Raw genomic sequence first — 12,735 nt, 5'->3', positions numbered from 1 at the left:
TGACGGGTATATATATCCATATGGGTGGAAGAGTGGGAGAGTATGATGAATCGCTATCAACACGCGCTGTTATTTTCCTGTATAACGCTGGGCGCTATTGCCAGCAGTAATGCCATTGCCGCCAAAACGCAAATCACCTTTTTATACAGCGACGATGACCCGGAGCTGGTCCATTTCATGGAACAGAGGGTGAAGACGTTTTCACAAAGCAACGATCATATCGACGTAAACTTCGTCAGCACCGGCTACAACGCTCTGCAAACTCAGTTGCCGATGCAACTGGCCGCCGGTCTGGGGCCGGATATCGCCAAGACCACCCAGATGGGCCTGCTCTCCTACACGCTCGACCTGCGCCCGTATCTGGCTGACCCGGCCGGTTTTGAAAAACGCTACGGTGCCAGCATTGAAAAAATCATGCGTATCAAAGGGGTACACAAAGATAACGCCCTCCCCGGCTTCGTCGCCTCCTGGACCGCCGACCTGCCGTTCGTCAACGTGACCCTGTTCCAGCAGGCTGGTGTGCCGCTGCCACAGCCGGGTTACACGCTGGAACAATTGGTGCAGGCATCGAAACAGGTGGCAGCCAAAACCGGCGTCGCCATTCCCTTTACCATTGACCGCAGCGGTTTTCGTTTCTCTGGCCCGGCTTATTCCTACGGCACACGCTACGACAAAGACGGCGTGATCAACTTCCCAGACGCCGCCGCGCAGGCGTGGATTAAAGACCTGAAGCGCTGGTCGGACGAAGGCGTCTTCCCGCGTGAAATGTGGGGTGCCGCGGGTGGTGGTCAATACAAGAGCATGGCGGACGACTTCGTGAACGGCAATATCGTCACCTATTTCTCCGGTAACTGGCAGTTGAACCAGTTCAGCAAGCAGATCGGCAACGGCTTCGACTGGAAAATGCTGCCTGCTCCCTGCAAGGAAAAATGTATCTCGATGGGGGGTGCCACCTTCATCATGCCGTTCAAGACCACCAAGCACCCGAAAGAAGTGGCGGAATTCATGGAATGGTTAGGCAGCGACGCGATTCAACGTGAGATTGCCGAGCACTTTAATATCATCGTCGGTGCGGATATTCCGGATCTCCACTACCAGACCAAGGATCAGCACGTGATCGACGGGCTGAACACCGCCCGCACCGAGATCGCCAACATCCCGGCCTATGTCTTCGACTGGGAGAAAATGGAAAGTCTGGGTGGCAACGAGCTGTACCCGATTATCCTGACACGTTTTACCCAGTACCTGAACAATCAGGTGTCCTACGACGAGTATCTGCGCCTGACAGAAAACGACGTGAAACGGCTTAATCAAACCATCATCGCCAACCGCCAGCAGCAGAAAGCGCAGTAACGGAGGGGTATGAAACGCCAGTTGATTCACCTGCCCATCGATGGCAACACGCCGTTTGACTGGCAGACCGAAAACGACTTCTGCCAGCAACGCTGGCCGGATGAAGACCGCGTGTTAGTGATAACCGGCACCTTTACCCGGCTGCTGTGCTGGCGGCAAGGACGGCTGCAACGCTACGGCGGCAGCCTGTTTCCGGTGGGCGACCCAGCCAGCCAGGCGCGGCTCGGGCTGTGGGGCGTGCAGGCGATGCTGCAAACAGTGGAAGGTATGACGCCGCTCACGCCGCTCGCCAGTACGCTGTTTGCCCGTTTCGATAACCACATCGAGCAGGTGGTGGATTGGTCAAAGCAGGCACAGGCCGGTGATTACGCCACGCTGGCAGCCGAGATGCTCGCGCAACCGGACGACCCGCTGGCGGTGCCGCTGCTAAAACGCAGCGCCCATGAACTGGCAGTACTGCTGCGCATGTCTGAGGCACACCAACCGGAGCAGGTCTGCTTTAGCGGCGCACTGGCGGCGGCCTGCCTCCCTTATCTCATGCAGGAGGCCCGCGCATGACCGCCACTACCACGCCGGATAGCAGTAACAGAACCGATGCCGGTGAAGCGCTGTACGCTGGCGTCGACGGCGGCGGCACCGGTTGCCGGGCACGAATTTACCGCGCCGACGGCACGCCACTCGGCCAGGGCAGTGGCGGTCGCGCCAATCTGCTGCTGGGGGTGGCAACGGTGCGTCAGGCGGTGGACGACGCGTTGATGCAGGCGCTGAAACACAGTGGATTAGGCGAACAGGACAGCGCACGTCTGCACGTCGGGCTGGCGCTGGCTAGTGCTGAACACCGCAGCGCTTATCAGGCGTTTCTGGCTTTGCCACATCCCTACGCCGCACAGGTGTTGAATACCGATGCGCTGGGTGCCTGTCTGGCGGTGAATCAGGGTGCCGACGCCGGGGTGGTGATCGCCGGAACCGGTTCGTGCGGGCTGGCGTGGCATCAACGTGCCATCACCGCTTACGGCGGCCACGAATTTCCGATTTCCGATCAAGGCAGCGGTGCCCGTCTCGGGCTGGCCGCGTTGCAATACCTCTGGGGTGTCAAACAGGGTTGGGCGGCACCATCGGCATTAAGTCGGCAGCACGCACTGCCGTTTGATAGCGACGCGCAAGCAGCGGACTGGCTGAATCAGGCCAAACCGGGGGATTACGCCCGCTTCGCCCGACCGGTGTTTGACTGCGCTGGTCAGGGCGATGCGCTGGCAACCCGCCTGCTGCAACAGACGGCCCGTGACATCGAAGGGCTGCTCGCTGCGGTGGCGAAGCATCAGCCGCCCCACCTGTCGCTGATGGGCAGCATCGGTTTGCATATCCGGCCCTGGCTGGCTGAAGAGTGGCAACAGCGGCTGTCGCCGCCGACTGGCGACGCGCTGGACGGCGCACGGCTGATTGCCGTCCACGGTTACGCGCTCTACGCCTGACGCTCACACCTCTCGGTGCCCCACGCTTTCACGCACCTGCCTGCCGCCGCGTCGCCCAGCGCAGGCAGAGCAACGGCAGTGGCAATGTCATCGCCAGCAGCAACCACACCAGCGCGTACACCGCGTCCACGCCGTCATTTTGCAGGTTGATATACAGCTTCACCGGGATGCCTTGCGGAAAATAGGCGAAAATCATCACGATGCCGAATTCGCCCATCGCCCGCACCCAGGCGATGGCGACAGCCGCCGCCAGCCCGGAAGCGGCCTGCGGCAAGGTCAGGTAGATCAGCCGTTGCCAGGCGGTCGCCCCCAGAATACGCCCAGCCTCGTCCACCGCTACCGGAATACCGGCGAAAGCGGAGCGCGCCGCGGTGATGAAATAAGGCAACGCCCCGTACACCTGTGCCGTCACGAACGCTGCCGGGTTATTCACCAACGCCAGCCCGGCGCGGGATAGCAGGCTGCCGATCGGGCTGTACGGCCCGTACACCGACACCAGCAGGATCCCCATCGCCAACGGCGGCGTCAGCAGCGGGATCATCACCAGCAGTTCCACTAGCCAGCGACAGCGAGAGCCAGGCGCACGCGCCAGCCAGAGCGCCACCGGCAACCCCAGCAGAATCACCAGTGTGATCGACAGCAGGCCGAGGCTGACGGACACGGCAATAGCGTCGCCATCCCCCCAGGCCAGTTGGAAATGATGCCACGGCGTAATACCGAGCAACGTGACAAACGGCACCGCCAACAGCAGCAGTGCCGGTATTGCCAACCAAAACACCATCGTGGCGGTTACTTCGCCGCGTAGAGCGCCGTACCTTTTGGAACGTCGTAACCGTTCTGGCGCAACAGCGCTTGCCCTTCCGGGCTGAGCATAAAGTCGATGAATTTACGGGCCTGCGCCGCATCGGGCGCGTTTTTCAGCACCGCGGCGTAGAACACCAGCGGCTGGGTATGCAGCACCTGATCTTTACCCGCGCTGTCTTTGATGGTGAAGCTGACGGTGTCATACCACTGTTTCGACATCGCCGGGTTGCTGAGGTTGATCTCGTCCGGTAGCGATACATACGGCAGTTTGGCGGAGCGTACCGCGCTTTCGTAACCGGAGGTGGCGTCGATCTGGCCGGATTCCAGCCGGGTCAGCAGCCCGCCTTCCATGAACACCTGCGCCGGGTTCTGTACCTCGCCCAGCGCCTTTTTAGCAGCGTCCGGTTGATGGTAGTACTTTTCGGCCAGCAGCATGGTGAAGACGATGTTCTGGCCCTGCGGGTCGTTATACGGATCAGTACGGCCGAACTTCAGCGATTTGTCCTGCAACACGCTCAGCCAATCACTATTCTTTGCTTTATCGGACGCCGCCAGTCGGGCGGCAAACGGGCTTTTCGGGTTGTAGGCGATGACCATGCGGGTGCTGGCAACCGGAATGGCGTCGTCGATAAGTCCCGCGTCTTTCAGAATCTGCATCGGCCCTGGCGTGATCGACACGAATACGTCCGCCACCACCTTCTTGCTAGCCAGCAGGCGCGCCATGCCATACGCCCCTTGCCCCTGTCCCTGATAGGTCAGGTTTTCTTTTTTGGCGAACGTCGGCCCCAACGCCTTGTCCATCACCACGCCCATCGACCCGGCGTAGGTTAATTGAATTTTATCCTGCGCCTGCGCGGCGCTGCCCCCGAATAGCGCAGCCACCAATACGGCAGCCAGTTGATACGTCATCCGCGTGTTCACGTTCCACTCATCCGTTATATATAAAAAGAAATAACGAGACTCCTCCTGACTGCGAACAAATTCAAAAAATAAAATGCGACAAAATATGTGATCCCGATCGTGCTGTAAGGCATTTCAAGACCAGGCTGCGCTCTCAATACATTGAAATGCCTTGATAACGCCTTTCGTCACGGCGTTTGCGGCCCTCATTTGCTCCTTCACCATTCAGACACATTTTTTTACCTCTCGCGGACTGGCAAAAAATCGTTATGTTATATTATAACGATAATGATGGAGGATACTGTGACCAGTCTTTACGCTTTTTCCGCTGTTGCCCGGCTGGGTATCGCCGGTGTTGTGCTGGCGCTGTTATGGGGCTTGATTTCCTGGGCGGTGGCGCTGGCATGATTGCATTACACACCTTGATGTTTGGTTATCCGGGCCAGTCCCCGCTGGGCACGCTGGACGGTTGTTTTGACAGCGGTTCGCTGACCGCGATCGTCGGTGCTAACGGCACCGGGAAATCGACGCTGCTTAAGACCCTGGCCGGTTTGTTGCCGCCGCTTGGCGGGCATTTCTGCATGGCACCACAGGCACGCCGTCAACTGGGCTACCTGCCGCAATTAGCCGAATTCGACCGTCAATTTCCGCTCAGCGTTAACGACCTGGTTTTGATGGGCTGTATGCCGCACTGCGGCATGTTTGGCCGCATTTCCAGCGCATGGCGCAAAAACGCGCTCGATGCACTGGATACCGTCGGCATGGCGGCATTCGCGCAGGCACACATCGGTACACTTTCCGGCGGCCAGTTGCAGCGCGTACTGTTTGCCCGGCTGCTGGTAATGCAATCGCCGGTGATCCTGCTGGATGAACCGTTTACCGGCATTGATGCCCAGACCACGCGTGCGCTGCTGGCGGTAATCCGGCAGTTGCATCAGGAAGGACGCACCATTCTGGCGGTGCTGCACGACCTGGAACAAGTACAGGCGCATTTCCCCCGCGTGCTGATGCTCGCGTCGGAAGGCCACCGCTGGGGCGACTGCGACGACGTGTTGCCGTCTTCACCCCACGTCGCGACACCTTTGCAAACCACCTCACCGTTGCAAGCAACGGTTCCGCCGCAACTGAGGCTGGTGCCATGACGCTGATTCATTTGTTGACCGAGCCGTTCGGTGATTTTGGTTTCATGCGCCGGGCGCTGGTGGGCTGCCTGGCACTCACACTGAGCGCCGCGCCGCTCGGCTGTTTTCTGTTGCTACGCCGTATGAGCTTGGTAGGCGATGCGCTGTCCCACGCGGTGTTGCCCGGCGTGGCGATTGGCTACCTGATTTCCGGCATGTCGCTGGTGGCGATGGGCGTGGGCGGGTTTATCGCCGGGCTGGCGGTGGCGATGCTGTCCGGCGTGGTCAGCCGTCACACCGAACTGAAGGAAGACGCCAGTTTCGCCGGGTTCTATCTCGGCTCGCTGGCGCTGGGGGTGACGCTGGTGTCGCTGCGCGGCTCCAGTGTCGACCTGTTGCACGTGCTGTTCGGTTCGATTCTGGCTATCGACGCCGATGCGCTGATCACCATCGGCGTCATCAGCTCCTGCTCGGTGCTGGTGCTGGCGTTGATCTACCGGGCGCTGGTGATCGAATCGTTTGACGTCACCTTCCTGAAGATTTTGTCGCGCCGCTCGCGCGCGTTGATCCACGGCCTGTTTCTGTCGCTGGTGGTACTGAATCTGGTGGCGGGCTTCCAGTTGCTCGGCACGCTGATGGCGGTCGGCATGATGATGCTACCCGCCGCCTGCGCCCGTTTCTGGACCCACCGCCTGCCCGTCATGCTGATGGTCGCGGTAGCTATTGGTGCCTGCGCCAGTCTGGTGGGGCTAATCTGGTCTTATTACGCCGACCTGCCAGCGGGACCGGCGGTGATCCTCACCACTACACTACTGTTCTGTTTTTCGGTTCTTTTCGGTTCACATGGCGGCATGTTACGCACACGTCGCTGATATTTAATCATTCAACACACTGCCTGTCACACGACACTGAGAGGGAAAAAATGAAGCGTTCTGTTTTGGTTATGGCGTTGTCTAGCCTGCTGTTGAGCCCGCTGGCGATGGCGAAAGATCTGAATGTAGTCGCCAGTTTTTCGGTGCTGGGCGATATGGTTAGCCAGATTGGCGGCCAGCACGTGCACGTGACCGACCTGGTGCAACCGAACGGCGACCCGCACGAGTTCGAACCCTCGCCGAAAGACAGTAAAACCTTGTCGCAGGCCGACGTGGTGTTTGTTAACGGGCTGGGACTGGAAGGCTGGCTGGATCGCCTGGTCAAAGCCTCCGGCTACAAAGGCGACGTGATTACCGCCTCCAAAGGCATCAAAACCCTGAAAATGGAAGAAGACGGTAAAACCGTCACCGACCCGCACGCCTGGAACAGCATGAAAAACGGCATCACCTACGCTCATAACATCGTTGATGCGCTGGTCAAAGCCGACCCGGAACACGCTGAGGATTACCGCAAACAGGGCGACAGCTATATTCAGCAACTGCAACAACTGGATGACTACGCCACCCAAACGTTTTCCGCTATTCCTAAGGAAAAGCGCAAGGTGCTGACCAGTCATGACGCCTTCGGCTATTTTGCCGCCGCCTACGGCGTGCATTTCCTGTCACCTGTTGGTTACTCCACCGAGTCCGAAGCCAGCAGCAAAACCGTCGCCAAACTGATCAATCAGATCAAGAAAGAGCACGTGAAACTGTACTTCATCGAAAATCAGACCGATCCGCGTCTGGTGAAACAGATCGCCGACGCCAGCGGCGCGCAGCCGGGTGGGGAACTCTATCCGGAAGCGCTGACCGACAGCAACGGCCCGGCCGCGACCTACACCGCCGCGTTCAGACACAATGTGGACACGATCGCCGCAGGAATGAAGTAAGCGCTTAATTTGCCCGGCATCGCCGGGCAATACACCGACCGCTGCCCCTCAACCTCACATCATACCCTTACACTCAGTCCGGATAGCTCCTGCGTACCGTTTCGATTATGCTGCTTAAACACGCGCACGCTGGTTAATCCTGCGTCAGCAGGCGCGGTTATCCGCCTGCCACCACCTGGCGAGCGGCTCCGATAAGCTCAGTGTAAAGGGATACTATGTTGAAGTTCGGCGTATTTTGCGGTTCGGCTCCCGGCAATCACACGATTTACCAGCAACAGACAGAAACCCTCATCCGTTATCTGGTCGATAAAAATGCCGGGATTGTTTACGGCGGAGGAAAAGTGGGGCTGATGGGGCTGGTAGCCAACACGGCCCTGGCCTGCGGCGGCCAGGTGACCGGGGTGATTCCCAAACACCTGGTGGACAAGGAACTGGCGCACCCGGCGCTGACCGAATTGGTGATTACCGAAGACATGCACGAGCGCAAAGCAAAAATGGCGGCGCTGTCGGATGTGTTTATCGCGCTGCCGGGCGGTGCCGGTACGCTGGAAGAGATCATCGAACAATGGACCTGGGCGCAATTAGGCTTGCATCACAAAGCCTGCATTCTGTTCAACGTTAACGGTTACTATGACGGTTTCATCGACTTTGTGGCCCGCACCGTTCGCGATGGCTTTATGAAGCAGGATTACCTCGACATGCTGATCGTCTCGGATCGTCCGCAGGCGGTGCTGGATAGTGCCTTATCCTACCAACCGCCTAAGGCCAAATGGGATAAATAGCGGTGGTGCAATACCCCGCGGTCAGCGGCCTGCCACATTCACCAGTTGCAGGTTAAACGGCTGCGCCCGCAACTGGCGTTCCACCTCCGGCGGCAAATTGCTGTCGGTGATGATATCGGTCAGTTCAGACAACGGCGAGACACAGAATAGCGAGTAGGCACCGTACTTGCTGCTGTCCGCCAACAGCACCCGGCGGCTGGCGTTCGTGCCCAGATCCTGCTTGATGCCCGCTTTTTCCTCGGTGGGCGTGGTGATGCCTTTCTCCAGGCTCCAGGAGTTGCAGCTGATAAAGGCGATGTCTGGGTAGACACTGCGCAGTAAACGGCGACCGTGCTCGCCGATGCAAGACTGGCTGCTGTCGTCGATACGCCCGCCGATAATCGTCACTTCTATCTGCTTGAACTCGGAGAGAAATAGCGCGATCTGCAAATCGGCGGTGATCACCCGCAGCGGCAGATGCGTTAGATTGCGTGCCAGCTCCAGCATGGTGGTGCCAGCATCCAGCACCACCGCGTTGCCAGGCTGCACCAATGAGGCAGCCTGCCGCGCAATCGCCTGTTTTTCCGACAAATTGCGCTGCAACTTTTCATTGGTGGTCGGCTGGGAAGGGATAAAGCGGTTGAGCGTCACCCCACCGTGGCTACGGCTGATGACGCCCTGCTCGTCCAGCTTGATCAAATCGCGGCGAATCGTCGCCGGGGACGCATCAATGACCGTCACAAGTTCATCCACCGTCACCAGATTATGGCTTTTCAGATAGTCCAGAATCTGATCGAGACGGCTTTGTCCTTTCACTCGTTCTCCGTTTACACGCAACGTATCAGTCAATGTGTACCCCACCACGTATTCAACAGGTTCTCTACTCGGCGATTCTATCAGGCCAGTTGCATCGCTAATTTGATAGAGATCGCCATGCTCTCAGACTTCGCTTTACCTGTCCAGGCGATATCAAACGCGGTGCCGTGGTCCGCTGAGGTGCGGATAAACGGCAGCCCAGCGGTGATATTCACGCCATCATAAAAGCCCAGCAACTTGAGCGGAATATGCCCCTGATCGTGGTACATCGCCACCACCATGTCATATTGCCCTTCGTATGCCTGTAGATAGACGGTATCCGGCGGGCACGGGCCGTAGGCGTCGATGCCTTTGGCTTTCATCGCCTCGATGGACGGGCCGACGATCTTGATCTCCTCGTCGCCGAACAGGCCGTTTTCGCCCGCGTGCGGGTTGACCCCGGCTACCGCGATGCGCGGTGCCTGATAGCCGACGCGTTTCAGGAAGGTGTCCGCCATCGCAATCACGGTTTCCACTCGCTCACGGTTCAGTGTATCCAGGAATTTGCGCAGCGCGATATGGGTCGTAACGTGTATCACCTTCAGCTTGTCGGTGTACAGCACCATCGCGTAGTCGCGGCTGTTGGTCAGCTTCGCCAGCAGCTCGGTATGCCCCGGATAGAGGTGCCCGGCAGAGTGCAGTGCTTCTTTGTTCAGCGGCGCAGTAGCAATGGCATGGACTTCGCCCGCCATCGCCAGTTCGGTGGCGCGTTTCACGCAACGATACGCCAGGTCACCGGCCTGCGCCTGCACCACCCCTTTCTTCAGACCCTGCGGATCGGCCAGCGGTTCGTTGATCACGTTGATAACGCCGGGAGCGAAGCGTGCATCGGCAGGACGCGCAATTTCGTTCAGTTCCACCTGCGGCACGACGCCTAACGCCAGAATACGGCGCAGCGTCTGCACACAGCCCACCACCACCGCCGGTGCACCGGACAACTCGCCTTCCGCCAGCGACTTGATGATGATTTCCGGGCCGATGCCCGCCGGGTCACCCATAGTTACCGCAATAATTTTACTCACACGCACTCTCCTCAATAAATCGCAAAACATGTAGCAGGGTGGCCTCATCACCAAACCCGCCCGCTTTCGTCATCACGGGAATATCGCCGACCAGACTGTCCAGCAAACGCCCCCAGGGTACGCAGGATGCAATCTGCCCATTGATACGGAATCCGCTGGCTTGCAATGCGGTCGCCGCGGCAATGGCGATATCCCCGCCGGATAAATAGAGCCCGCCCGGCCGCTGGCACAGCACAATTTGCCGTGTCAGCTCGCCCAGCCGACGGCTGATCGTGTCGCCCAGTTGCTGACGGCTCATACCGTAGCGCTGGCACAGACGGTCTATCTCAAATCGTTGGTTATCGTCGTGACAGGTACGCATCACACAGTGACGGCCCGCCGCCAGTACCGCCGCCGCCTGCTGGCATGTTTGCGCCAGCCAGTCGTCACCGGTCGCCAGTAATCCGGCGATATCCAGGTCAATCAGCGTGACGTCTGGCCGCTGGCTGACCGCCTTGATCTGCAATTGAGCGATTTCACTCATCGAACCAATCACCGCCAGCAACGCGCGACAGGGTGCCGGAAACGCCAGATGTTGCGCCAATGCCTCACTCAATCCGGCGGAGCCAACCAGCAGCGGTTTTTCCGCCAGCTGCGCCGCTGCGTCAATAATCCGGTCGAGGTCCTGTTGATGTTCGGCGTCCAGCACCACTAACCGGACCCCGCTGTCACTTAACTGTTGCAGTCGCACGGCCAAATCGCTGCGACGAATCTCCTCCAGCGACAGCGTGGCCTGTGTCAGGCTGGTCTGTTCTGCCAGCCGCTCGCCGATTGACGCCGAGCGCACCGGCGTTTTCGGGTCGCTGGCGAACTCGGTATCGGTCAGCAACTTACCCTGTACCCAAACCTGCCCATCACGGGTGATACGGCCCAGCGCGGGTGCGGCTGGTGCGATCAGCGCCAGCGACAGGTCGGCAGCGTTCAGCGCAGCGTCGATTTCCGCACCAGGGTTACCGCGCAATGTGGAGTCCACCTTTTTGAAAATCCAGCCCTGTGCGCCACTCTTACGCCACATTGCCACCGCCTGTGCAGTACGCTCCGCCGCCAGCGAAGCCGCCACCGCGCGGCTGTCGGTGTTGACCACCAGTGCGTCATCCGATTGCCCAGCGCGGATTGCCGCAGCGTCAAACATCACATTCACCCGTGCGCCCTGTAGCGCCAGCCCGACGCCTGCATCGTTGGCACCGGTGAAGTCATCTGCCACCACGAGTATCCGGGTCAATTCACGCCCGTCCGGCATAGCCGTTCTCCGTCAGTTCGATTACCTGAAAATGATTATATTGAATCACGTTTGATTATATGTGAGCAACCTCAAATTATTCAAAACCAATTTAACCTATAAATTATCCACACAATGCGAACAAAACGATTTTTTTCTGTCACTCATTAGAAGTGTGATTGAAAAAAATCAGACTCATCCAGCTGAAGTCACAGCGAAAAGACAAGGTAATAGTATGAATATCAACAGCACCCTCATCAGTGGTTATCAGGCACTTCAGGATTTGGGCTACCTCCTGCGCGGCAGGCAGCACGTGCTGCTGGTGACGGACAAAAATATCGTGGGGTTGGCCGGGGTACAGGCGCTGATCGCGCAGTTGAAAGCAGGAGTCCCACAACTTTCTGTGATTGATAATGTGCCAGCTGAGCCCAGCCAGCATGATGTAGCTGCGGTGCTGCAACAGTTACCCGCCACCCAGCCGGACCTGGTCGTTGGCGTGGGCGGCGGTAGTGTACTGGACGTGGCGAAACTGTTGTCGCTGCTGTGTGCGGGTGAAGAGGGCATCACGCTCGACAGCCTGCTGGAAGGCCGCAAACCAACCCGCCGCACCACATCCCTGTTGATCCCGACCACCGCGGGCACCGGCTCGGAAGCCACACCAAACGCTATTCTGGCAATCCCCGAGAAAGAAACCAAAGTCGGTATCATCACCCCGGTCATGCTGCCGGATTACGTGGCACTGGTGCCAGAACTGACCACCAGTATGCCAGCACATATCGCCGCTTCCACCGGCATTGACGCGCTGTGCCACCTGATCGAATGCTTCACCGCTACCATCGCCAACCCGGTGGCAGACAACTACGCGCTCATCGGTATGAAAAAGCTGTTCGCTAACATCGAAACGGCAGTAAACGAACCAGACAATCTGGAAGCTCGCCTGAATATGCTGTGGGCTTCTTACTATGGCGGTGCCTCTATCGCCCATTCCGGCACCCATCTGGTGCACGCCATGTCTTACCCACTGGGCGGCAAATACCACATTCCGCACGGCGTGGCGAACGCCATCCTGCTGGCACCTTGTATGCGTTTTGTTCAGCACGCGGCGGCGGAAAAATTCGCACAGGCCTACGACCTGTTGCCAGACGCTGACCTGTCACTGACCACCGAACAGAAAGCCCAGGCGCTGGTGGATTACTTCACCGCACTGGTGAAACGACTGAATCTGCCGTCTTCGCTGCAACAGTTGGGCATTAGCCCGGACCACCTGCCGTATTTGGTGGAATCCGCATTGCAGGTACAGCGGCTGATGAAAAACGTCCCGACCGCCGTCACAGCGGAAGATGTCCACGCGATTTATTCAACGTTGTTTTAACTATGTGTTGCTCTAA

General features: G+C 58.7%; 13 protein-coding genes. 8 read left to right on the top strand and 5 right to left on the bottom strand.

Going from position 1 to position 12,735, the window contains the following annotated elements; all coding sequences use genetic code 11:
- The first annotated feature begins 45 nt into the window (after positions 1-45).
- The 3 genes from OB87_RS09140 to OB87_RS09130 are packed head-to-tail and all read left to right on the top strand — an operon-like array spanning position 46 to position 2,825.
- Positions 46-1,353 carry an ABC transporter substrate-binding protein gene (locus OB87_RS09140; RefSeq protein WP_033569286.1) on the top strand — a complete coding sequence of 436 codons (1,308 nt, stop codon included), beginning with the start codon at positions 46-48 and terminating at the stop codon, positions 1,351-1,353.
- Positions 1,354-1,362: 9 nt separating this feature from the next.
- The gene (locus OB87_RS09135) at positions 1,363-1,911 is read left to right on the top strand and encodes a glucosamine kinase (RefSeq protein ID WP_033569134.1); all 549 of its coding nucleotides are present in this window, start codon (positions 1,363-1,365) and stop codon (positions 1,909-1,911) included.
- Positions 1,908-2,825, top strand: a complete 918-nt coding sequence (locus OB87_RS09130) for a BadF/BadG/BcrA/BcrD ATPase family protein (protein ID WP_050515682.1) — start codon at positions 1,908-1,910, stop codon at positions 2,823-2,825. The genes OB87_RS09135 and OB87_RS09130 overlap by 4 nt, the downstream gene beginning before the upstream one ends.
- A gap of 28 nt (positions 2,826-2,853) precedes the next feature.
- Here the strand turns inward: OB87_RS09130 and OB87_RS09125 are convergent, their stop codons facing one another.
- Together OB87_RS09125 and OB87_RS09120 are read right to left on the bottom strand one after the other, a co-directional pair.
- Positions 2,854-3,606, bottom strand: a complete 753-nt coding sequence (locus OB87_RS09125) for a molybdate ABC transporter permease subunit (protein WP_033569133.1) — start codon at positions 3,604-3,606, stop codon at positions 2,854-2,856.
- Positions 3,607-3,614: 8 nt separating this feature from the next.
- On the bottom strand, positions 3,615-4,550 hold the full coding sequence (locus OB87_RS09120) for an extracellular solute-binding protein (RefSeq protein WP_235425252.1): 936 nt from the start codon (positions 4,548-4,550) through the stop codon (positions 3,615-3,617).
- A 383-nt stretch (positions 4,551-4,933) separates the two neighbouring features.
- Between OB87_RS09120 and OB87_RS09115 the strand changes: the two genes are divergently transcribed.
- From OB87_RS09115 to OB87_RS09100, 4 genes are all read left to right on the top strand, one after another.
- Entirely contained in the window at positions 4,934-5,671 is a 738-nt protein-coding gene (locus tag OB87_RS09115; protein WP_033569131.1) for a metal ABC transporter ATP-binding protein, read from the top strand.
- Positions 5,668-6,522, top strand: a complete 855-nt coding sequence (locus OB87_RS09110) for a metal ABC transporter permease (protein WP_033569130.1) — start codon at positions 5,668-5,670, stop codon at positions 6,520-6,522. Before OB87_RS09115 ends, OB87_RS09110 begins: the two co-directional genes overlap by 4 nt.
- A 50-nt stretch (positions 6,523-6,572) precedes the next feature.
- Positions 6,573-7,451 carry a metal ABC transporter substrate-binding protein gene (locus tag OB87_RS09105; protein WP_033569129.1) on the top strand — a complete coding sequence of 293 codons (879 nt, stop codon included), beginning with the start codon at positions 6,573-6,575 and terminating at the stop codon, positions 7,449-7,451.
- A 215-nt stretch (positions 7,452-7,666) separates the two neighbouring features.
- Positions 7,667-8,233: an LOG family protein gene (locus tag OB87_RS09100; protein ID WP_033569128.1), complete on the top strand. Its 567-nt coding sequence runs from the start codon at positions 7,667-7,669 to the stop codon at positions 8,231-8,233.
- Between the two features lie 21 nt (positions 8,234-8,254).
- Here OB87_RS09100 and OB87_RS09095 read toward each other — a convergent pair whose 3' ends face one another.
- Genes OB87_RS09095 through dtnK form a run of 3 tightly spaced genes read right to left on the bottom strand, consistent with a single transcriptional unit; the run spans position 8,255 to position 11,368 of the window.
- Positions 8,255-9,073 (bottom strand): DeoR/GlpR family DNA-binding transcription regulator, encoded by an 819-nt coding sequence (locus OB87_RS09095; RefSeq protein WP_033569127.1) that lies wholly within the window; start codon positions 9,071-9,073, stop codon positions 8,255-8,257.
- Positions 9,074-9,108: 35 nt separating this feature from the next.
- Positions 9,109-10,089, bottom strand: coding sequence for a D-threonate 4-phosphate dehydrogenase (locus OB87_RS09090; RefSeq protein WP_033569126.1), 981 nt, complete (start codon positions 10,087-10,089; stop codon positions 9,109-9,111).
- Positions 10,082-11,368 carry a D-threonate kinase gene (dtnK, locus tag OB87_RS09085; RefSeq protein ID WP_033569125.1) on the bottom strand — a complete coding sequence of 429 codons (1,287 nt, stop codon included), beginning with the start codon at positions 11,366-11,368 and terminating at the stop codon, positions 10,082-10,084. Before dtnK ends, OB87_RS09090 begins: the two co-directional genes overlap by 8 nt.
- Positions 11,369-11,582: 214 nt before the next feature.
- On the opposite strand from dtnK, the gene OB87_RS09080 reads away from it, so the two are divergent.
- Positions 11,583-12,719, top strand: a complete 1,137-nt coding sequence (locus tag OB87_RS09080; RefSeq protein ID WP_033569124.1) for an iron-containing alcohol dehydrogenase — start codon at positions 11,583-11,585, stop codon at positions 12,717-12,719.
- Positions 12,720-12,735: the final 16 nt, after the last annotated feature.

The organism is Dickeya undicola (assembly GCF_000784735.1).
Lineage (GTDB): Bacteria > Pseudomonadota > Gammaproteobacteria > Enterobacterales > Enterobacteriaceae > Dickeya > Dickeya undicola.
The sequence above is the reverse complement of the archived record's forward strand: the minus strand, read 5'-3'. Positions and strand labels throughout refer to the sequence as shown.

What these genes read in the sequence shown, in the direction of transcription:
- OB87_RS09115 (WP_033569131.1), top strand. Translation starts at nt 4,934, where the DNA reads ATGATTGCATTACACACCTTGATGTTTGGTTATCCGGGCCAGTCCCCG.
- OB87_RS09100 (WP_033569128.1), top strand. Translation starts at nt 7,667, where the DNA reads ATGTTGAAGTTCGGCGTATTTTGCGGTTCGGCTCCCGGCAATCACACG.
- OB87_RS09130 (WP_050515682.1), top strand. Translation starts at nt 1,908, where the DNA reads ATGACCGCCACTACCACGCCGGATAGCAGTAACAGAACCGATGCCGGT.
- OB87_RS09125 (WP_033569133.1), bottom strand. Translation starts at nt 3,606, where the DNA reads ATGGTGTTTTGGTTGGCAATACCGGCACTGCTGCTGTTGGCGGTGCCG.
- OB87_RS09110 (WP_033569130.1), top strand. Translation starts at nt 5,668, where the DNA reads ATGACGCTGATTCATTTGTTGACCGAGCCGTTCGGTGATTTTGGTTTC.
- OB87_RS09140 (WP_033569286.1), top strand. Translation starts at nt 46, where the DNA reads ATGAATCGCTATCAACACGCGCTGTTATTTTCCTGTATAACGCTGGGC.
- OB87_RS09080 (WP_033569124.1), top strand. Translation starts at nt 11,583, where the DNA reads ATGAATATCAACAGCACCCTCATCAGTGGTTATCAGGCACTTCAGGAT.
- OB87_RS09135 (WP_033569134.1), top strand. Translation starts at nt 1,363, where the DNA reads ATGAAACGCCAGTTGATTCACCTGCCCATCGATGGCAACACGCCGTTT.
- dtnK (WP_033569125.1), bottom strand. Translation starts at nt 11,368, where the DNA reads ATGCCGGACGGGCGTGAATTGACCCGGATACTCGTGGTGGCAGATGAC.
- OB87_RS09105 (WP_033569129.1), top strand. Translation starts at nt 6,573, where the DNA reads ATGAAGCGTTCTGTTTTGGTTATGGCGTTGTCTAGCCTGCTGTTGAGC.